We start from the raw sequence: 20,241 nt of genomic DNA, 5'->3' as shown, positions 1-20,241 counted from the left end.
CTCAGCCCCAAGGATCCGGATGACAACGCTCCACCGCCGTCTGCTCGTACTCGCCGTGGCGGTCCTGCTGCTCGCGGGCCTGGGCACCGGCGTGGTCCTGCACGCCGCCTCCCGCGCCGACCGCGCCGGCCGGCCGCAGGCGGGCGGCCCCGCCGTAGGCGAGGGCAGGCTGACGCTCGGCCAGAAGCACCGCCTGACGTTCGTGAACGCGGCCGCGGGCCCGCACCGCGCCGCCGTCGCCTCGGTGCCGTCGGCCGATCCCGGCGGCCGGCGGGTCGCCTCGGACCTGAAGTGCGCGCGCTTCTACGCGGCGGCCGGCACCGGCGTCTGCCTCCAGTCCGACCCCGGTGTCCTCAAGCAGAGCAACCGCGCCCTGATCCTGGACGCGGGCCTGCGCACCCGGCGCGAGTTCCCGCTCGCGGGCACGCCCAGCCGGGCCCGGGTCTCGCCCAGCGGCCGCTTCGCCGCCTGGACCGTCTTCGTCTCCGGCGAGTCCTACTCCTCCGCGTACTTCTCCACCCGGACCTCGATCCTGGACACCCGCACCATGCGGCTGGTCCCCAGCCTGGAGAAGTTCTCGGTGGTCAAGGACGGCAAGCCGTACCACGCCTCGGACGTCAACTTCTGGGGCGTCACCTTCGCCTCCGACGACGACACCTTCTACGCCACCCTCAACACCGGCAACAAGACGTACCTGGTGCGGGGTTCGGTCTCCCGGCGCTCGGTCACCACCCTGACCGAGAACGTGGAGTGCCCCTCGCTCTCCCCCGACGGCACCCGGGTCGCCTTCAAGAAGCGGGTCCTGTCCGGCGCCACGCTCTGGCACGAGTACGTGCTCGATCTGCGCACCCTGCGCCGGACACCGCTGGCCGAGCGCCACAGCGTCGACGACCAGGCCACCTGGCTGGACGACCGCACCCTCGCCTACGCCCTGCCCGCCGACGGCGAGGTGGGCGGCAGCGATCTGTGGACCGTGCCCGCGGACGGCACGGGAACGCCCCGTCTGCTGATCTCGGGGGCCTCCTCACCGGCGCCGCTGTAGCGGGGCCCTCATGTCCCAGGCCGCGGGCGCATCCGAGCCGGGCCGCACCGGTGCCGTGCGTCATCACCTCGTCCGCTCCGAGGACCCCGCAGCGTACGAACCGTTCGGCAGCCGCTCCGCAGGTGTGCCCGCGAGGCGCTTCTCGACCCCACCCGTTGATCCACCGCAGTCGGCCGATCGACATCCGCGGGAGCCGCGTCGACCCCAAAACGTGATCCACAGCAGACTTACAGACATCCCAACCAGTCGGTATGGTGCGCCGCCTGATGCGTTTCCCCCTTCACCTCCACGTATTCGTGCCGCAGTGAAAGGCCAGGCGATGACACACCCCGACGAGCACCAGTACCCACCACCCGGACCATCCGGATGGCCGCCGCCCCGCACCGGGCCTCGGGGACCCGTGAACGACGCCCCCGGACACGGCTGGTTCGGGGACGCCGCCGCTTGGGACGAGTCGTATGCGCACCAGGCTCCGCACCATGACGACCTGGCCACCCTCCGCTCGGCCTACCGGCTGCTCCGCCGGAGCTCCACGCTGGCCGCGCTCGGCTCGTTCGTGGTGTACGTCGTGCTCTCCTGCTGGGCACCGGACCTGATGGGGTCCCGGATCGCCGGGGAGCTGAGCCTGGGAATGGCCCTGGGGGTCCTCCAACTCGTCGTCACCTTCGTGGCGGTCTTCTGGTACGGACGCAGCGCAGAACGCTCGGTGGATCCGCTGGCCCGCGCCGTCAGGGAGCGGGCTGTTCCGGCCGGCCGGAACGCGGGAGCGGCGAGATGAACGACTTCGGTTCCGGGACGCAGGCCACCGTCCTCGTTCTGTTCACCACCCTGGTCACCCTCACGCTGCTGATGTGCGTGATGGCGGGACCGGACCGCAACGACCTGACCAACTTCTACACCGGTTACCTCTCGCTCACCCCGCTCAAGAACGGCCTCGCCATCGCGGGTGACTACATCTCCGCGGCCACGGTGCTGAGCACCACCGGCATCGTCGCGCTCGCCGGATACGACGGCTACGTCCTCGCGGTCAGCACGGCCCTGTCCCTGGTGCTGCTGATGTTCCTGCTGGCCGAACCCCTGCGCAACGCCGGCACGTTCACCATGGGCGACGTTCTGGCCCGCAACATGCCCGCGCGGTCGGTGCGTGTCGCCTCCTGTGTGGTGACGCTCGCGGCGACCCTGCCCTTCCTGGTCGTCCAGCTCTCCGGGGCCGGGTCGCTGCTCACCTTCATCCTGGACCTCCCGCACGTCGCGGGCGCCAGGACGGCCTGCATCGTCATCGTCGGCAGCCTGATGATCATTTACGCGGCGCTCGGCGGTATGAGAGGCACCGCCCTCATACAGATGATCAAGATCGTGCTCCTGCTCGGCACCAGCGCCGTCGTCGCCGCCCTGGTCCTGAACCGCTTCGACTGGAGTCCGGGCGACCTGCTCAGGGCCGCCCAGCACGGCAGCGGCGCGGGCCCCGGCTTCCTCCGGCAGGGCCTTCAGCTGGGCACCTCGACCGGTGAGCGGCTGGACTTCTTCGGTCTCCAGATCACCGTGGTCCTCGGCGTGGCCTGCCTGCCGCACATCACGATGCGTCTGTACTCCGCGCAGGACGCGCCGGCGGTACGTCGCTCCATGTCGTGGGCGGTCGCCACGGTCACCACATTCTGCCTCTTCGTGATCGTCATGGGGACGGGCGCGGCGGCGCTGGTGGGATCGCGGTACATCACCGCGGCCGACCCGCAGGGCAGGACGTCGGTGCTCATGCTGTCGCAGGTGCTCGGCGGGGCATCCGGATCGGCGGGCACGACGATTCTCTACTCGGCCGTGGCGGGCATGGTCTTCATCACCCTGCTGTCGTCGGTGGCGGGGATGACCCTGGCCGCGGCCTCGTCGCTCGCCCACGACCTGTTCGCCCATGCGGCGCGACGGGGGCGCGCGGAGCCGCGTACCGAGATGACGGTGGCGGTGTGGACGAGCGCGGCCGTGGGAACCCTCGCCATCGGACTCGCCATTCTGGTCCAGAACTGGAACGTGGGCGTACTTACCACGCTGGCCATCTGCATCGGGGCATCGGCGGTGGCGCCCGCGCTCACCTACTCCCTGTTCTGGCGCGGCTTCACGCGCACCGGCCTGCTGGCCGCCCTCTACGGCGGAGCGGGCTGCGCGCTGCTGCTGATGGCCGTGTCCAGAGCCGTTTCCGGCACACCGTCCGCCGTCTTCCCGAACGCCCATTTCGACCTGTTCCCCATGCAGTCCACCGGACTTGTCTCCGTCCCGTTCGGCTACCTGGCGGGCTGGCTGGGCAGCCGTCTGGACCACCGGCGTCGCCCCGCTCACAGCCGCGAGAACCGGCGGCTGTACGAGGAGAGCGAGGCACGGATGCTCGCCGCGGCCGAATGACGACGGCGGAGGAGCGGGCTGCGCAGGCGGAGCCGGTCAGGCGAGCGTGCCGGCCAGTGACTGTTCGGTCCACACGGTCTTGCCCTCGCGGGTGTAGCGGGTGCCCCAGCGTTCCGTCATCTGGGCCACCAGGAACAGGCCGCGGCCGCCCTCGTCGGTGGTCCGGGCGCGACGCAGGTGGGGTGAGGTGTGGCTGGTGTCGCTGACCTCGCAGACCAGAGACCGTTCACGGATCAGCCGCAGGGTCGCGGGGCCACTGGCGTAGCGGTAGGCGTTGGTGACCAGTTCGCTGGCGATCAACTCGGTCGTGAACGCCAAGTGCTCCAGCCCCCATTCGCTCAGCTTGGCCGAGGTCAGTTCCCGGGCCCGGGCGGCGCTGGCAGGCTCCAGTGGCAGGTTCCAGGAGGCGACGCCGGCCGGTGGCAGCACGCGGGTGCGGGCGATCAGCAACGCGACGTCGTCGGTGGGGCGCGCGGACACGAGTGAGTCGACCACCGCTTGGCATGTCCGTTCCAGCGCGGTCGCGGGGCGGGTGAGCGCTGCGTACAGCTTGCTCAGGCCGAGGTCGGCATCGATGTGGCGTTCACCGATGAGTCCGTTGGTGTACAGGCACAGCAGGCTTCCCTCGGCCAGTTCGACTTCCCGGGCCTCGAACGGCAGGCCGCCCAGGCCGAGCGGTGGGCCGGCGGGCAGGTCGAGCAGGGCCGCCTGGCCGTCCGGCGCGGTCACCACCGGCGGCGGGTGGCCCGCGCGGGCCACGGAGCAGCGCCCGGAGACCGGGTCGTACACGGCGTACAGGCAGGTGGCACCGACGACCTGCTCACCGACGGGCCGTTCGCCGGCTGCTTCCTGTTCCGCCGCCAGGAGGTCGACCAGATCGTCGAGGCGGGAGAGGACCTCGTCCGGTTCCAGGTCGAGGCTGGCCAGCGTGTGGACGGCGGTACGCAGCCGGCCCATGGTGGCGGCGGCGTGGAGTCCTCGTCCCACCACATCGCCGACGACGAGGGCGACCCGCGCCCCGGACAGCGGGATGACGTCGAACCAGTCGCCGCCCAGGCCCGGGGCCGCGCTGGCCGGCAGATAGCGCATGGCCACCTCGACGGCCGACTGGTCCGGAACCGCCCGGGGCAGAAGACTGCTCTGCAGGGTGAACGCGGTCTGCTGCTGCTGGGTGAAGCGCCGGGCATTGTCGATGGCGACGGCGGCGCGCGAAGCGAGTTCCTGGGCGAGAGTGAGATCGTCCGCCTCGAAGGGATCGGGGCGGCGCGAACGCCACAAGGACATCACGCCGAGCACCAGGCCACGCGCGGCAACGGGTACCACGATCAGCGAGTGGGCGCTCAGGTCCGGAGCGTGGGCCCCCTGACGGCCTTCCATCGAGAACCAGGCGGGCGGGAGTACCGGTTCCAGGACGGGCCGCCCGTCGGCCAGGCATCTGGCCTGGGGCGTGTCCGGTCCGAACTCCACCGGCTCGCCCGCAGGGTGAGGCGGCCCGGCTTGCTGGGCGCCGACACTGCGGGCCCCCACCCGGACCACGGCCCCTCCCAAGGCCTGCGCCGGTTCCTCACCGCGCGTCACCGGCTGCAGCAGGTCCACCGACGCATGGTCGGCGAGGTGCGGCACCATCACCTCGGCGAGTTCCCGGGCGGTCTCCGCCACGTCGAGCGTGGTTCCGATGCGGCTGCCGGCCTGGTCGAGGAGCGCGAGCCGGCTCTGGGCCCGGTGGCGTTCGGTGATGTCCTCGATCATCTCGGCCACCCCCAGGACGCGGCCGGAGGGATCCTCCATCCGGAAGGAGGAGACCAACGCGACCCGCTCCCGTGCCGGATCCTGCTCCAGGCGGGCGAACTGCTCGGAGTAGACCAACGGTCTTCCCGTCTCCATGACCCGGCGCACACGGTCCACGGCCTTGCGTGCGTCGTCGGGGAGGAGCATCTGCCCGGTGGGCAGCCCCCGGAAATCCGCCGCCGGGACGCCAGTGAAGCGTTCGATGGCCCGGTTGACCCGGAGAAGCCTCAGGTCGGGGCCGTGGACGACCAGGCCGATGGGGCACCGGCGGTACAACCCGTCGAGCACCGCGAGGTCCCTTTGCCACTCCAGGACGTCAACCGCGCGTGCCCCGACGAGAAACCACTCACGGATCCGCTCATCACGTGACAGGGCGTGGGCCCTGACCCCCATCTCCACGAGCCGCCCGTCCCGGTGCCGCGCCTTCAGCACGCCGAACCAGCCGCCGGCTCTCCGGCAGCTCGCCGCGGCCTCCTTCGCAGCCGTCAGGTCGCGGGGGTCCACGAGGACCTCGAATGCCGGACGGCCGATCACGGCTGTGTCCGGATGGCCGAGCAGCTCCTGGGCCCGCCGGTTCCATCCGACCACGACTCCCCGGTCGTCGAGCACCGCCAGGGCGGCGAGGTGCGGGGTGAACGGATCGTCCTGGCCTTCGCTGAACTCCGTCATCCGCTTCTCCACCGCTTGACACCACCTTGTAGTCGGTCAGCGACGTGCCGCCGATGGGCCCGGCCCCGGCCGACGACCGGCGTGACGGCGTCCCGCACTGTGTGGTTCGGCTTCCTCCCGTGCGCCCCGGCCCGCTGACGCAATGTAAGCCCATTGAACCCGGTGAGGGCTCGGCGGCATCGTCGGCCGGGTGGCACGGCGTGGCGGGCGCGAGCGGTCGCGGCAGGCACGACGGCCCGCTCATGGAGCAGGTCCTGCCGGGTCTCGTGGAGGTGTCCTCGGCTCGCGCGCCGCCAGGGCCCGGCTGAGCTCCACCGCGGTGTCCGGAGCGTCCAGGCTGGTTCCGGTCAGCTCCTCGGAACGCGGAAGCCGGTAGCGGACGGTGTTGACACGGACGTGCGCGCCGTCGGCGGCTTCGCGGATGTGCCGTCCCGTCTCCAGGCGTCCCCGCACCGACTCCTCGATGAGTGCATGGAACTCCCCTCCGCCCTCCAAGGGACGCGGACATCGTTCGAGCGGCAACTCGGCGAGTTCCCGGTCGGCGGAGGGTCGAACGCCGTCCGAGCACTCCGGTCCCCGGTGGCGGGGCGAGGGCGGTCCCCCGGTGTCACGGCACCGAGGACCGCCCCCGCCGGCTCACTTCTCCAGGGGACCGAACTCCTCGCGGGTGTCCACCGGCTTGCCGAACAACTGCCACCGCTCGCCCTTGAACCGCATCAGCTGCATCGTCTCGAGCGGGAAGGCGTCGCCGTGCCCCGTGGACATGGTGACCCCGGGCAGCAGCAGGCCCACCTTCACGTTCTTCAGGTTGTGCACCGCGTCCCGCAGCCCTTCCCTGGTCGGGCACTTCATCGCGTCCAGGGCCTGGTGCAGGCTGGAGGCCACGGCCCAGCCGTAGGCGTTGAACTGGTTGGCGGGGTCGGCGTCGGGGGCGTACTCGTGCATGGCGCTCATGTAGGTCTTCATCTCGGGGTCGTTCGCCCACTGCGGGTCGGCGGGATCCTTGAAGTAGGTCGCCGAGACCACGCCCTGGACGTTCTTGAACCCGACGGGCCGGAGCACGGCGGCGGACGAGGCCACGTTGTTCACGATGTGCAGCGGGTTCCACTTGGTGTCCCTGGCGTCCGCGGCGAGGGCCTGGCTGCCGAACTTCGGGGTGGTGACGTCCAGCAGCACGTCCGCCCTGGAACGCGCGAGGCTCGCCATCTGTGCGGAGACGGAGGGGTCGGTGACCTCGTAGCTCTCCTTGGCGACCACCTTGATGCCGCTGCCGGCGACGGCCTTCCTGAACCCGGCGAGCAGGTCCTTGCCGAAGTCGTCGTTCTGGTAGAGGACTGCGACCTTGGCCTTGGGCTTCGCGTCCTTGAGGTACTTGGCGTACACCCGCGCCTCGGCCACGTAGTTGGGCTGCCACCCGATCGTCCAGGGGTGCTTGTCGTCCATCCCCCAGGCGGAGGCGCCAGTGGCGACGAAGGGCTGCGGCACCTTCTGCTTGTCGAGGTAGTCCCACACGGCTGCGGTGGACGGGGTGCCCAGGGTCTGGAACACGGCGAAGACCTTCTCCTGCTCGACGAGTCTGCGGGCCTCCTCGACCGCCTTGGGCGGCTGGTAGCCATCGTCGCGGACGATGAACTGCACCTTGCGGCCGTCTATGCCGCCCTTGTCGTTGACGTACTTGAAGTAGGCGGCCACGCCCTTGCTGATCGTGCCGTACGCCGAGGCAGGTCCCGACAGCGGGTAGATACCGCCGAGCTTGATGGTCCTGTCGGTGATACCGGTGGTCTGCTGGCCCTTGCACGCGCCACCGGCGGCGGTGTCCTGGGCGTCCTGTCCTCGCTGGCTGCTGCAGGCGGTCGCGGTGAGCAGGGTGGCGGCCGCGGCCGCCACCAGAGCGGTGGTCTTGCGCATGTGATTCATTCCTTTTCCGTGCGGGGCGGTGCGCCCACGGGTTCGGCGGCGGCTGCCGGGCGGCCCGCGGGGTCGAGGGTCGCGGAGGGCCCGGCTTCGGCCTGGGAATCCGGCCGTGCGTCGGGCGCGGATCCGGTCTCGGGCCCCCGGTCGGGGGTGGCGGTGGTGCGGGGCAGGCGGCGCGCGACAGCGCCCCGGACACGGCCGGGCAGGCCGGCCAGTCCCGTCGGGGCCACGAACATCGCCGCGATGATCAGCAGGCCGAACACCACTCCCGGTGCCGCCTCGCTCACGTCCTGGGACACGCTCGGCACGTACATCACGAACGCCGCGCCCAGCAGAGGCCCGTACAGCGAGGCGAGCCCTCCGACCACCAGGCCGGCCAGCAGGGTGATGGACAGGACGAAGCTGAAGGAGTCGGGCGAGACGAAGCCGATCACCCAGGTGTAGAGACACCCGGCGACGCCCGCGAACATCGCGCTCCACGCGAAGGCGAGGGTCTTGTGCAGCGACAGCCGTACGCCCATGACCTCGGCGGCGCTCTCGTGGTCCCGCACGGCGCGCAGTGCCCGGCCGGCCCGGGACCGCAGCAGGTTGCGGGCGAGCAGCAGGGCCGTCGCGGTGATGGCGAGGACGACGAAGTACATCCACTGGTCCTCTGCCAGCCCGCTCCACGCGGGCGGCTGCAACTTGTCCACGGTCAGGCCCATGGAGCCGCCCGTCACCGGTTCCAGCCGCTTGAGCAAGGGCGGCAGGAACACCGCGAACGACAGGGTGACCAGGGCCAGGTACAGCCCACGCAGCCGTAGCGCGGGCACTCCGAACCCGAAGCCCAGCAGGAAGCACCCGGCGGCCGCGACCGGCAGTGTGGCCAGGTGGCCGGTGTCGTAACGATCGAGCATGACAGCCGCCGTGTAGGCCCCCGCCGCGAAGAACGCCCCGTGCCCGAGCGAGATCTGCCCGCCGAAGCCGACCAGCAGGTTCAGGCCGGCCAGCGCCACGGTGTACAGGAGCACCATGGTCAGCTGGAAGACCTGGAAGGGGGCGAAGTAGAACGGAGCGCCGACGGCCACTGCCGTCGCGAGCAGCACGGTGAGCGCGGCCCGCAGCCGCCGGAGGCGGTCCGTGCCGAGTATGGCGATCGTGCTCATGCGCGTTCCACCGCCGCTCGTCCGAAGAGACCCTGAGGCCGCACGAGCAGCACAGCCAGAATGATCACCAGGGGGACGCCGACCTTCAGATCCTCACCGATCACGTCCACGTACGCCCCGGTCAGCGTCTCGGCGACGCCCACGAACAGGCCGCCGACGACCGCACCGACGGGACTGTCGAAGCCTCCGAGGGTGGCCGCGGCGAACGCGTAGATCAGCACTCCGCCCATCATGTTGGGCTCGAGGAACAGCACCGGGGCGACGAGCACGCCCGAGACCGCGCCGACCGCGGCGGCCAGCCCCCAGCCGAGCATCAGCACCCGGCTCACCCGGATGCCCGAGAGCCGGGCGGAGGCCGGGTTGCCGGCGACCGCCCGCATCACCAGGCCGACGGAGGTGTGCCGGAACAGCAGATACAGCAGCCCCATCACGACGGCCACCACACCGATGATGCCGAGCGCCGACCAGTCCACGCGCACCCCGGCCAGGTCGAGCCCGCCGTCGGGGAACGGCTGCGGGAAGTCCTTCACGGTGAACGACCAGATCAAGCCGGCCAACGCGTTGACGAAGACGAACAGTCCGACCGTGACGATGACCACCGTCAGCTCGGGCGCGTCCCGCACGGGGCGGATGACGATCCGCTCGACCAGCATGCCGCCGGTGAAGGACACCGCGAGGGTGACCGGCAGCGCCAGCCAGAACGGCATCCCGGACGCCATCAGTTGCCAGGCGACGTACGCCGAGAGCATGGCCAGCTCGCCCTGCGCGAAGTTGACGATCCCCGTGAATCGGTGGATCAGCACCAGGGCCAGCGCCAGGCTGGCGTACACCGCGCCGGAGCCGAGACCTTCCACCATTTGCTGCAGAAGATCGGTCATGGCGCTCACCCGGCCTTCGGGGAGCGGACGGAGACCCCGAGGTACACCTCGGCGACCTGCCCGTCCTCGCGGATCCGCTGAGCCGGTCCGGACAGCACCAGGCGGCCGGCCTCCAGTACGTGCGCCCGGTGCGCGATGTCCAGCGCGAGCTGGGCGTTCTGCTCGACGACGACCACGGTGGTGCGTTCCTCCTCGTTGACGGTACGGACGATCTCGAACAGCTCGCGGGTGATGAGCGGCGCGAGCCCCAGGGACGGCTCGTCCAGGAGCAGCAGCGAGGGCCGCAGCATCAGCGCCCTGCCGACGGCGAGCATCTGCTGCTCGCCGCCGCTGAGGCTGCCGGCGGCCTGACCCGACCGCTGGCGCAGTTTGGGGAAGTAGCCGTAGACCCGCTCCAGGTCGGCTGCCACGGCCGCCCGCCGGCCGCTGCCCCGCCACCGGTGGCCGGTGCGCAGATGGGCGCCGATGCGCAGGTTCTCCTCGACGGTCAGGTCGTTGAAGGTGCCCCGGCCCTCGGGGACATGTGCCACGCCGAGCCGGGCGGCCTGCTCGGGCGAGCGGCCCAGTAGTTCCGTGCCGTTCAGAGTCACCGAGCCACGGCCGCGGACCATGCCGCTCAGCGCCCGCAGCGTCGTGGTCTTGCCCGCGCCGTTCGGCCCGAGGAGCGCGCACACCTCGCCGCGGGCGACGGCGAAGTCGAGGCCCTGGAGCACGTGGGCCTGGCCGTACCCGGCGTGCAGGCCGGAGACATGCAGGAAGTCCGGTTCCGCGCCGGCCTGGGCCTCGGTGCGCACCGGGGTGGGCTCGCTCATGCGGCCACCCCCAGGTACGCCTCCACGACCGCCGGGTCGCGCTGGATCTGTTCCGGCGAGCCCTCGGCGATCTTGCGGCCGAAGTCGAGGCAGACCACCTTGTCGCACAGGCCCATCACAAACCCCATGTGATGTTCGACCACCACGAGGGTGAGGTCGAGGTCCTGGCGCACCGAGCGGACCAGATCCGCGAATTGGCCGACCTCGCCGTGGCTGAGCCCGTTGACGGGTTCGTCGAGCAACAGCAGCCGGGGCCGTACGGCGAGTGCCCGGGCGAGTTCGACGCGTTTGAGTGTGCCGAACGGCAGGCCGCGGGCGGGGTGATCGGCGACGTCCGCCAGACCGAGGCGCCGTAGCAGGTCGTCTGCCTGGTCACGTAGTTCCCTCTCCTCCCGCCGGACGCGGGGCAGCCGGAGCGCCGCGGCGAGGTGTCCGGAGCGCCCCCGGCTGTGGGCGCCGACCATGACGTTCTCCCGAACCGTGAGCTGCGGGAACAGCCCCAGGTTCTGGAAGGTGCGGGCGATGCCGCGGCCGGCCACGGCGTGCGGCGGGAGGGCGAGCAGGTCCTCCTCCTCGAACCGCACGTCTCCCCCGTCGGGGGTGCAGCGCCTGGTGAGGCAGTTGAACAAGGTGGTCTTGCCGGCTCCGTTCGGCCCGATGAGCCCTACGGCGGTGCCCGGCTCGACGGTGAAAGCGACACCGTCCAGTGCCGTGATCCCGCCGAAGCGCACGGTGATACCGTCGACCGCGAGCATGAGTGACGCCCCTTCCGACGTGCTGGGGGGTGGGCGAGCGTCACAGTAGGTGGGGGCGTTCCGGGCGCACATTGGGTGTGAGCACCCAACTTCCCGGTCCTCGGATTGTGCGCCGCGCACAGGTGCCGGGAGATGTCTCACGCCAGGCCTGTTGACGGAGGACGAGGCGGACGGCGACGATCGGCGGCATGCCTCGCGGTCCTGCCCTGGACACTCCACCACCCTCCGAACCACTCCGCCGGGAGCGGTGGCGGATCCTGCTCGCCGTCCACGACCGGGTGGAGGAGGTGGCGGAGACCGCCGTCGAGGTGATGCGCGCGGAGATCCCGTCGTACGCACTGCAGGACGAGCGGTTCTTCGACGAGGTTCGGGAGCAGGTGCTCGAGCACTACCGGATGCAGCTGGCGGTGCTGGCCGGCGACCGCGACATCGCTTCCGACGACCTGGTCTTCAGCCGCGCCGCGGCCATGCGCCGAGCACGCGCCGGGTTCGCCCTGGAAGACTGGATCAGCGCCTTCCGGGTCGGCCGGCAGGTGATGTGGGACGCGTTGCTGGACTGTGCGGGCACGTCCGCCGAGGCCCAGCAGGCCGCGCTGTCCCTCGTCACCCCGCTGATGCGGTACGTCGACTACGCCAGCACCCATGCCGCGCAGGCATACGTCGAGTACCAGCAGCACGTGGTGGCGGACGCGGACCGGGAGCGACGTGATCTCCTGGACCAGCTCCTGGCCGGCCTCGCGCCGACGCGCGGTCCGCTGTCCGCCGCGGCGCAGGCGTACGGCATCGGTCCGCGCTCGCCGATGATGGCGGTCGTGGCGGTGGGCGTCGGCGACACTCGCACCGGGGACCTCACCTCGGCCGAGCACGGGTATGCCACCAGCGCGTCGATCAGCGTCGCAGGGCCCTGGGCCGGCAGAACCCTGGTCGTGGTGCGCCACGGCGAGGTGGTGGCCGTGCCCGTGGTCCGGGCCGGCATGAGCGCAGACGACATATGCGCCCACTTCGAGGCCGTGCAACGGCGGCTCGCGCAGGAGGGAACGACGCTCTCCATGGGCATCAGCACGGTCGCACAGGGGGCGTCCGAACTGCCGCGCGTCTACGACGAGGCACGGGCCGCCCTCGACCTGGTGCCGAGCGGGGGCGGGGTGGCGGCGCTGCCCCGGCTCTCCCCCTTCGACTACCTGGCGCTGCGCGCCGACGACCTCGCCCGCAAGCTGGTCGATCCCCGTGTGCGGGGGCTCCTGGAGGAGGACCGCAGACGCGGCGACACGCTGGCCGGCACCATACGGGCCTTCGCGGAGGCGGACCTCAATCTGCGGCTGGCCGCCGACAGGCTGCGGGTTCATCACAACACGGCGCACTACCGGTTGCGCCGGATCGAGGAACGCACCGGCCGCAATCCGCGCCGGATCGCCGACCTCCTGGAGCTGCTGGTCGCCCTCGCCATCCGCGACGGCGCAGGGGAAGGTGAGGATCGCTCGTGAGTGGCATCGTGGAATCCGCCGGGACCGCGGCGGCACGGCAACTGCCGGGCGGTCAGGGGCGCACGGTCCTGCCGACTGGACACGGCGGGGAGGGCCGGACGGTCCGTCAAGTGCTGCTGGACGCCGCACTGGAGGTGTTCACCGAGCGCGGTTACACCGACGCCGGCCTCACCGAGATAGCGGCGCGCTCCGGCATCCCGGCAGGCACCCTCTTCCAGCACTACGGAGGAAAGCGAGGGCTCTACCTCGCCCTGTGGGAGGAGTTCCGGGAGGAGCAGGAGCACCGGACCGCGGCCACGCTGACGGCCGAGCGCGGGCGTGGCGTGGACGACCCGATCGCCCTCTTCGTGGCGGGAGCCAGGGCGTACCTGGAGGGTGCCTGGGACAACCGGCGGCTCGCCAGGCTCCTCGCGGAGGACGACGGCCCGGCGGGCTTCGACACGCTGCGCCGCCAGTGGGACCGCGCGTGGGTACGGCGCAACGCCCGGCTCCTGGAGGTGGACGAGCGTCGACGCGCCGGCCGGGTCCGGGTGAGCGTGCTGACCACCGTCATCGGAGGGGCGGCGCGTGAGCTGGGCGACTGCGGGGACGAGACGGAGGCCCGGGAGATCGTGGACGAGGTGTGCGGAATCCTGGTCCATCTGTCGGCTCCGCCCGGCTGAAACGCCCGTCGCACGCCTTTGCGCCGGGGGCGCGCCGGGTGGAGCAGGCCTGCTCGAGCTCGGCTGAGCGGCGTCTGCAGCGCGGAGGGGCCGGTTGTGCAGAGCGTCCCACCAGCAGACCGACTACGTGCTGGGCCGAAGCGCACCGAGCCCGGGCGCCGTGCCCCGCCGGTGCGGCGGGCGGTCGTGGAGGTGCGGCGCGCAGCGGAGCCCTGCCGGTGTCTCAGCCACCGGCTTCCCCTGTGCCGCTCGGGGAGCCACTACTGGTGGGAGAGGCACTGATGCTGCCGGAAGGACTGACGGAGGGGCTGGCGGAGGGCCTCGCGGAAGGGGCTGCCGTGCGCGAGGGCGGGCCGGGACGGCCACTGGAGGCTCGGGGGGTCGGCTTCGCCTTCGCCGGCGGCGGCACGTTGGTGGTGACGGGAGGTCCGGAGACCGGTGACGTGCTGCGAGTAGCCGTTGGCAGAGGACGCCGGGCCCCCTCACTGTTCCGGTCCCGGACGCCCTTTCGGCCCGGGTGCGTGGTCACATGCTCCGGTGAAGCCTGATCGGGAACGCGGACCCCGGGTTCTCCGGGGGATGGCTGTTCCGGGATCGAGGCTGCTCGTGGGGCTGTCGACTGAGGAGACACCGATGCGGCGGCCAGGCCCCCGAGGAGGGTGAAGGCTGCTGCGGCAAGAGACCGGACGGCGTACTTCTTCAGGCGCGCGGGACGGTCGTACGGGTCAGCCGGCAGATCGTGCGAGGCAGCCGGTGACCCGAGAAGGGGCGACCCGGAGGAGCTCGTTGCCCCGCTCGGGCGGACCTCCGGCATCGCGGCGTCGACGGCCGGAGCACCGTCTGTCGGATCGCTCGGCTGTGTCATGCCGGGGTCGTATGCCCCGCACTCCGGGCACGTCACAGCGCCATTGAGCGTGCGGCTGCACGGGATGCAGTAGTCCATGAAGCGACCGTTTCAGTCCTTGAGTTGACGGGAGCAAAGGTGCACCCAGTCCCTGCGGCAGTCAGCGGCGGGGAGACGCCACTTGCTTCGTTCCGGACCGATTCTCGACATGTGCGAACCTCACTTACCGGTCTGCGGGTGGGTCACCGGTTACCGGGGTCAACGGGGCGCGTCGAATGAGCGCTCACACACAGGCGGAAAAGTGGGGCATGTAACTTCGCCGGACGGGACGTCGATGACCGGGACGGCGCGGCACCCTCGGCGTACGAGCCGAACGGCTGCGCACTCGAACCGGGCCGAGTGCTGCTCACTTCCCACCGCTCGGCGCCCCCCGCGCGTCAGTTCTTCGCACCTGTGACGCCCCGGGCGAAGTGGCCGGGCGGAGGAGAGCTCCCCGGGCGGAGCGAATCGACTGGTCTACACCCTTGACTGGTACAGACCAAAGCGGTTGCATGTGCCTCCACACCCCCCCACCACGGCCGCGCCCACGCCGTGGCCGGTCCGACCGGCACGTCGTACGAGGTCCGGTTTCGCGCTGCCCTTGTCCGGGTGCGGCCGTGCTCCGCAGAGGAGTTGATCCTGTGTCGAAACGCCGCCTCTCCGCCGTGGTCGCCGCACTCGCCCTGGCAAGCGCCGTTCCCGTCCTGCTGCCGGCCACGGACGCGTCCGCCGCCGGGTGTTCGAGCTACCCGAGCTGGGTTGCCGGAAGGCCGTACGCGACAGGCGACATCGTGCGGTACACCGACGGCAAGGCGTACATCGCCGAACACGACAACCCGGGCTACGACCCGATCATCAGCACCTGGTACTGGGAGCCGTACGCCTGCGACAGCGGCCCCCAGGTCCCCGTCGGCACGTTCGTGGTGAGCGAGGCCCAGTTCAACCAGATGTTCCCGAACCGGAACCCCTTCTACACGTACAGCGGCCTCACCGCCGCCCTCCGCGCCTACCCCGCTTTCGCGAACAGCGGCAGCGACCAGGTCAGGAAGCAGGAGGCCGCGGCCTTCCTCGCCAACGTCAGCCACGAGACCGGCGGTCTGGTGTACGTGGTCGAGCAGAACTCCGCCAACTACCCGCACTATTGCGACTGGAGTCAGCCGTACGGATGTCCGGCCGGCCAGGCGGCCTACTACGGGCGCGGCCCCATTCAGCTCAGCTGGAACTTCAACTACAAAGCCGCGGGCGACGCGCTCGGCATCGACCTCCTCAACAACCCGTGGCTGGTGCAGAATGACGCGGCTGTGGCCTGGAAGACGGGACTCTGGTACTGGAACACCCAGTCCGGACCCGGCACCATGACGCCTCACAACGCCATGGTCAACAGCGTCGGCTTCGGCCAGACGATCCGCAGTATCAACGGCTCCCTCGAGTGCGACGGCAGGAATCCGGCGCAGGTGCAGAGCCGCGTGGACGCCTATCAGCGGTTCGCGCAGATCCTCGGGACGCCACCCGGCGGCAATCTCTACTGCTGAGCGCCATACCCGACTTCGTGAAGCGATGTGCTTGGGAAAGGCGCGTCGGACGGGGCGACCGGCGGCCTGCGCCCGGGCGTCAACGACTGTGCGGGCATCAGCCCGTCGACGACCGGACCGTCCACGAAGTCAAGGAGCGGGCAGGCGGCCCGTGAGGTCGGCGCCGAGGGCGGGGAGGCGGCGGTCCACCGCCCCGGCGTCGATTCCGGCGATGTCCGCGCGGCCGAGCGCGCCCGCAACGCCCGCGTGGGCGAAGTGGAGGTCGACCGGGCCGACGGTGCCCTCCGCCAGGGCCGTCAACTGCTCGATCCGGCAGGTGTCCGACGCGCCCGGGCCGGCGCTGCCGGCAGACAGGCCGATCAGCGGTGGCCGGGGAAGCGAAGGGCGTTCGCCCAGAGCCGGGTGACCGCGGACACGAGTTCCTCGAAGTGGAGCGGCGCGCTTTCCTCTTGTCCTGCACAGAGCACGAAGGCGTTGTAGGCCATGCCGCTGACCATGCCCGAAAGCGCGCGGGAGGCCATCATCGGATCGACCTCAGGGTCGGCGACACCCCGCGCCTGCAGGTCGGCGATGCCGCGGGCGTTGCGGCGGATGAACGCGTCCCCGCGCCGCCTTCGGAACTCACGGAACTCGGGCTCCACCTGGGCGACCTGCTCAAGCAGTGCCATCATCTTCGCGTTCCGTCTGTACGCCTCGAGATACCCGCGATTGCTCGCCTCGAGCACCGCGTAGGGATCGTCGGTACCCTGCACCCGGCCCATGCCGGGGTGCATCATGTCCTCCTGCGCCTCCAGGAGGACGGCGGCCAGCACTTCTTCCTTGTTGGCGAAGTAGGTGTAGAAGGATCCCGCCGCGCAACGAGCCTCTTTGGTGATGTCGGTCAGGCGTGTGTCGAGGTAGCCGTCTCGCTCGAACACCTTCCGCGCGGCCTTCACCAGAGCAGCCCGGGTCCGTGCTCCACGCTGCGTCGTCGGCGGCTCACGAAGGTGGGAGAGGGGCGCCATGGGCGGCGCCGGCTCGCTGTCGATCTCCTCGGGCGTGGGGGTGTCCATCCTCCGAACTCTACTTGAATCCGACGCCATGGTCATAAGGCCCCGGAGCCCCGTCACCACAGCGGACGCGGGACGTTCATGACCGGCGGGCGACGGCATGGCGGGCGCGGTGCGCGAGTCGGGACCGTTCAGGGACCGTACGGTCGGTCTCGCCTTCACCGTTCAGGTGGTTCGGCCGGCCTCGACACCAGGTCCTCGGACGGCGTGGCCGAGGACGCCGTGGGGGCCGATCCCACCGCGTCCGGCAGGCCGGTCCGTCAGGCGGTGATCCGTCAGGCGGTGATCCCGAAACGCTCGGCGAGTTGGCGCCGAGTGTCGGACGCACTGGTGTGCAGCACCCCTCCGATTCCGATGCGCGCCGCTCCGTCGAGGTTCTGCTGCAGATCGTCGATCATGACGGCCTCCTCCGGTTCGACGCCGAGGCGTTCACAGGCGATCGCGTAGATCCGCCGGGACGGCTTGCGGATTCCCACCTCAGCGGAGATGACGACCACGTCGGCGACAGCGGCGAGGTCCACGCCGTCGTAGGTTCCGGTACCGAACGAGTTGGACACCAGCGCGACGGGACGGCCGGCGGCGCGAAACTCACCCAGCAGCGCGAGCATGTCCTGGTCGATCGACATTCCCGCTTGCATCCGGGCCGTGAGACCTTCGGCCGGCACGCGGGCGCCGTGGGCGCGCAGGCGCTCGGCGAATCCACGCTCGAAGGCCTCGGCGTCGATACGACCGCATTCGTGGTCGGCCAGGAGGGCCCGTGAGCGCTGGTCCCGGCGCAGAAGGTCCAGCGGCAGGCGCGGGTCGCCGCCGAGTGAGGCGCCGAAGTCGGTGAAGGCCCGCAGCACACTGGAGGTGATGACACCGCCGAAGTCCACCAGGACCGCGGTTCGCATCCTCTCCACCACGTCCGACATGCTGTCCGGCTCCTCTCCTCGGTTCGCCGCCGCCACAGTGGGACGGCAGCCGTGTCTCGCCCGCAGGGACGCGGATCTCAGGCGACTTCGAACAGTCCGGCCGCGCCCATTCCGCCGCCGACACACATCGAGATCACCACATACCGGGCACCGCGGCGCTTGCCCTCGACAAGGGCATGCCCCACCAGGCGGGCACCGGTCATTCCGTAAGGATGGCCGACCGAGATCGCGCCGCCGTTGACGTTGAAGCGCTCCGGGTCGATGTGCAGTTCGTCGCGGCAGTACAGCGCCTGGGAAGCGAACGCCTCGTTGAGCTCCCACAGACCGATGTCGTCGACGCCGAGGTTGTGCTGCTTCAGCAGCTTCGGAATGGCGAACACCGGGCCGATGCCCATCTCGTCCGGCCCGCAACCGGCGACGGCCATACCCCGGTAGACACCCAGCGGTTCCAGACCGCGGCGCTCGGCCTCCGTCGCCTCCATCAACACCGATGCCGAGGCTCCGTCCGACAGTTGCGAGGAATTGCCGGCCGTCACGCTGGAGTGCGCCGCCACCTGACCGTCGGGCAGTACCGGAACCAAGCCGGCCAGGCCCTCGAGCGTCGTCGAGGCGCGGTTGCCCTCGTCCCGGGTCAGGGTGACCTCCTCGTCCCGCACCTCCCCGGACTGCTTGTCGAGGACCTTCTTGACGCTGGTGAGCGCGACGATCTCCTGGTCGAACCGGCCGGCCTCCTGGGCCGCGGCGGTGCGCCGCTGTGACAGCAGGGCGAACTCGTCCTGGCGCTCCCGGCTCACGCCGTATCGTTCGGCGACGATCTCCGCCGTCTGCAGCATCGGCATGTAGATGCTCGGCTTGTGTCCGACCAGCCAGGGATCCGCCGCGCGATGGGTGTTCATGTGGTCGTTCTGCACCAGGGAGATCGACTCGACACCGCCGCCGACGGCGACCTGCATACCGTCCGCGACGATCTGTTTGGCGGCCGTCGCCATGGCCATCAGGCCCGAGGAGCACTGCCGGTCGATCGTCATCCCCGGCACGCCGTCCGGAAGCCCGGCCCGCAGAGCGGCCTGGCGCGCGACGTTGAAACCGGTGGACCCCTGCTGGACCGCGCAACCGAAGATCACGTCCTCGACCTCGCCTCCCTCCAGCCCGGCGCGCCGCACCGCGTGCCCGAGTGCATGGGCGGCGAGTTCCTGGGCCTGTGTGTCGTTGAACGCGCCGCGGTACGCCCTGCCGATCGGCGTCCGCGCCGTCGAGACGATGACTGCTTCCCTCATTGGCCTCACTGCTTCCTGTGGGTCCCGCGGGTCCGGGAGCTCGGTTATATTTGAATTCGGCTTCAGGTTCAACCGTGGGTTCCCCGGTGCTCGCGGCCTTGACAGCCCGCCTCCGCGACTGAAGGCTACCGACCAGTTGGTATGAAGAGGTGGGTCGTGACCGATGTGAGCATCGTCACCGGTGCGGGCGTGTTCGACGCGACCGTGGCGGGTCCGACCGAGGGCCGCCCGGTGCTGCTTCTGCACGGCTTCCCGCAGACGAGGCTGGTGTGGCGGCGGCAGATCGCGGCACTGGCCGCGCACGGCTGCCGGGTGGCGGCGCCCGACCAGCGTGGATACTCCCCGGGCACCCGCCCGCAGCGACCCGAGGACTATCGCGTCGATCGCCTCGTGGACGACGTGGTCGCGATCACCGAGAAACTGGGCTGGGCGGCGTTCGACCTGGTCGGGCACGACTGGGGAGGAGCGGTGGCCTGGTGGACCGCGCACGCCCACCCCGGCCGCGTGCGCACCCTGACCGTCGTCTCGACCCCTCACCCCGGCGCTCTGGCCACCACGCTGCGCGCCGACCGGGATCAACGCGCACGCTCGCGCTACATGATCGACTGGCGCGAGACACCCGCGACCGAAGAGCGCATGCTCGCCCACGACGCCCAAGTGCTTCGCGCGCTCTACGCCGGAAAGGTCCCCCGGGACAGTACCGAGGCCTATGTACGGCACCTGTCCCGGCCGGGCGCTCTCACCGCGGCGCTGAACTGGTACCGGGCCGGCCGCCCCGACGGCGCGATCGGCGTGATCGACGTGCCCACGCTGTATGTCTGGAGCACGGAGGACAGCGCGTTCGGCCCGGCGGCCGCGCGGGAGACCGGGCAGTGGGTCAAGGGGCCGTACCGGTTCGAGACCCTTCAGGGCGTCAGCCACTGGGTCCCCGAGGAGGCGCCCGAGACGCTGAGCGGCCTGCTGCTCGAACACCTGCGAACGCACGGTTGCCAGAAACCGCGACGCATGCCCCGTGCGTCGACTCTCCGATCTCCGAAGAGGTGACC

At 70.9% G+C, this 20,241-nt stretch carries 18 protein-coding genes; 7 read left to right on the top strand and 11 right to left on the bottom strand.

From position 1 onward, the window contains the following. Positions 1–19 precede the first annotated feature (19 nt). The 3 genes from ACFYU0_RS02090 to ACFYU0_RS02080 all read left to right on the top strand — a co-directional run bounded on the left by ACFYU0_RS02090 (position 20) and on the right by ACFYU0_RS02080 (position 3,433). Positions 20–1,042 (top strand): TolB family protein, encoded by a 1,023-nt coding sequence (locus ACFYU0_RS02090; RefSeq protein ID WP_389297176.1) that lies wholly within the window; start codon positions 20–22, stop codon positions 1,040–1,042. Between the two features lie 400 nt (positions 1,043–1,442). Continuing rightward, a complete protein-coding gene (locus ACFYU0_RS02085; protein ID WP_389297174.1) occupies positions 1,443–1,820 on the top strand; it encodes a DUF485 domain-containing protein in 378 nt (125 codons plus the stop codon). After that, complete coding sequence (locus ACFYU0_RS02080; protein ID WP_389297172.1) at positions 1,817–3,433, top strand: cation acetate symporter; 1,617 nt, start codon at positions 1,817–1,819, stop codon at positions 3,431–3,433. The genes ACFYU0_RS02085 and ACFYU0_RS02080 overlap by 4 nt, the downstream gene beginning before the upstream one ends. A gap of 36 nt (positions 3,434–3,469) precedes the next feature. Here the strand turns inward: ACFYU0_RS02080 and ACFYU0_RS02075 are convergent, their stop codons facing one another. The 7 genes from ACFYU0_RS02075 to ACFYU0_RS02045 form a co-directional block, all read right to left on the bottom strand. After that, positions 3,470–5,890 (bottom strand): SpoIIE family protein phosphatase, encoded by a 2,421-nt coding sequence (locus ACFYU0_RS02075; RefSeq protein WP_389297170.1) that lies wholly within the window; start codon positions 5,888–5,890, stop codon positions 3,470–3,472. A gap of 240 nt (positions 5,891–6,130) precedes the next feature. After that, on the bottom strand, positions 6,131–6,343 hold the full coding sequence (locus ACFYU0_RS02070; protein WP_389297168.1) for a helix-turn-helix domain-containing protein: 213 nt from the start codon (positions 6,341–6,343) through the stop codon (positions 6,131–6,133). Between the two features lie 183 nt (positions 6,344–6,526). Then, positions 6,527–7,798 carry an ABC transporter substrate-binding protein gene (locus tag ACFYU0_RS02065; RefSeq protein WP_351660620.1) on the bottom strand — a complete coding sequence of 424 codons (1,272 nt, stop codon included), beginning with the start codon at positions 7,796–7,798 and terminating at the stop codon, positions 6,527–6,529. Positions 7,799–7,803: 5 nt separating this feature from the next. Further along, the gene (locus tag ACFYU0_RS02060) at positions 7,804–8,949 is read right to left on the bottom strand and encodes a branched-chain amino acid ABC transporter permease (RefSeq protein WP_389297166.1); all 1,146 of its coding nucleotides are present in this window, start codon (positions 8,947–8,949) and stop codon (positions 7,804–7,806) included. Then, a complete protein-coding gene (locus ACFYU0_RS02055) occupies positions 8,946–9,827 on the bottom strand; it encodes a branched-chain amino acid ABC transporter permease (protein WP_389297164.1) in 882 nt (293 codons plus the stop codon). The genes ACFYU0_RS02060 and ACFYU0_RS02055 overlap by 4 nt, the downstream gene beginning before the upstream one ends. Before the next feature lie 5 nt (positions 9,828–9,832). Further along, positions 9,833–10,639 (bottom strand): ABC transporter ATP-binding protein, encoded by an 807-nt coding sequence (locus ACFYU0_RS02050; protein WP_389297162.1) that lies wholly within the window; start codon positions 10,637–10,639, stop codon positions 9,833–9,835. Continuing rightward, a complete protein-coding gene (locus ACFYU0_RS02045) occupies positions 10,636–11,394 on the bottom strand; it encodes an ABC transporter ATP-binding protein (protein WP_389297160.1) in 759 nt (252 codons plus the stop codon). Before ACFYU0_RS02045 ends, ACFYU0_RS02050 begins: the two co-directional genes overlap by 4 nt. 188 nt (positions 11,395–11,582) lie before the next feature. Between ACFYU0_RS02045 and ACFYU0_RS02040 the strand changes: the two genes are divergently transcribed. The 3 genes from ACFYU0_RS02040 (at position 11,583) to ACFYU0_RS02030 (ending at position 15,955) form a co-directional block, all read left to right on the top strand. Beyond that, positions 11,583–12,878 carry a PucR family transcriptional regulator gene (locus ACFYU0_RS02040; RefSeq protein WP_389297158.1) on the top strand — a complete coding sequence of 432 codons (1,296 nt, stop codon included), beginning with the start codon at positions 11,583–11,585 and terminating at the stop codon, positions 12,876–12,878. Further along, complete coding sequence (locus ACFYU0_RS02035) at positions 12,875–13,540, top strand: TetR/AcrR family transcriptional regulator (protein ID WP_351660602.1); 666 nt, start codon at positions 12,875–12,877, stop codon at positions 13,538–13,540. Before ACFYU0_RS02040 ends, ACFYU0_RS02035 begins: the two co-directional genes overlap by 4 nt. A 1,524-nt stretch (positions 13,541–15,064) precedes the next feature. Next, the gene (locus ACFYU0_RS02030) at positions 15,065–15,955 is read left to right on the top strand and encodes a glycoside hydrolase family 19 protein (RefSeq protein ID WP_389297156.1); all 891 of its coding nucleotides are present in this window, start codon (positions 15,065–15,067) and stop codon (positions 15,953–15,955) included. 129 nt (positions 15,956–16,084) lie between these two features. On the opposite strand, the gene ACFYU0_RS02025 is transcribed toward ACFYU0_RS02030, so the two are convergent. The 4 genes from ACFYU0_RS02025 to ACFYU0_RS02010 form a co-directional block, all read right to left on the bottom strand. Further along, on the bottom strand, positions 16,085–16,255 hold the full coding sequence (locus tag ACFYU0_RS02025; protein ID WP_389297155.1) for a hypothetical protein: 171 nt from the start codon (positions 16,253–16,255) through the stop codon (positions 16,085–16,087). 59 nt (positions 16,256–16,314) lie between these two features. Continuing rightward, positions 16,315–17,007, bottom strand: coding sequence for a TetR/AcrR family transcriptional regulator (locus ACFYU0_RS02020; RefSeq protein ID WP_389297153.1), 693 nt, complete (start codon positions 17,005–17,007; stop codon positions 16,315–16,317). Between the two features lie 272 nt (positions 17,008–17,279). Then, the gene (locus tag ACFYU0_RS02015; RefSeq protein ID WP_389297151.1) at positions 17,280–17,918 is read right to left on the bottom strand and encodes an HAD family hydrolase; all 639 of its coding nucleotides are present in this window, start codon (positions 17,916–17,918) and stop codon (positions 17,280–17,282) included. Between the two features lie 77 nt (positions 17,919–17,995). Then, positions 17,996–19,267 (bottom strand): acetyl-CoA C-acyltransferase, encoded by a 1,272-nt coding sequence (locus ACFYU0_RS02010; RefSeq protein WP_389297149.1) that lies wholly within the window; start codon positions 19,265–19,267, stop codon positions 17,996–17,998. A gap of 84 nt (positions 19,268–19,351) precedes the next feature. On the opposite strand from ACFYU0_RS02010, the gene ACFYU0_RS02005 reads away from it, so the two are divergent. Beyond that, positions 19,352–20,239 carry an alpha/beta fold hydrolase gene (locus ACFYU0_RS02005; protein ID WP_389297147.1) on the top strand — a complete coding sequence of 296 codons (888 nt, stop codon included), beginning with the start codon at positions 19,352–19,354 and terminating at the stop codon, positions 20,237–20,239. Positions 20,240–20,241 lie beyond the last annotated feature (2 nt).

Source organism: Streptomyces sp. NPDC003720 (genome assembly GCF_042875075.1).
Taxonomy (GTDB): Bacteria; Actinomycetota; Actinomycetes; order Streptomycetales; family Streptomycetaceae; genus Streptomyces.
This window is presented reverse-complemented; position numbering and strand designations above follow the sequence as displayed.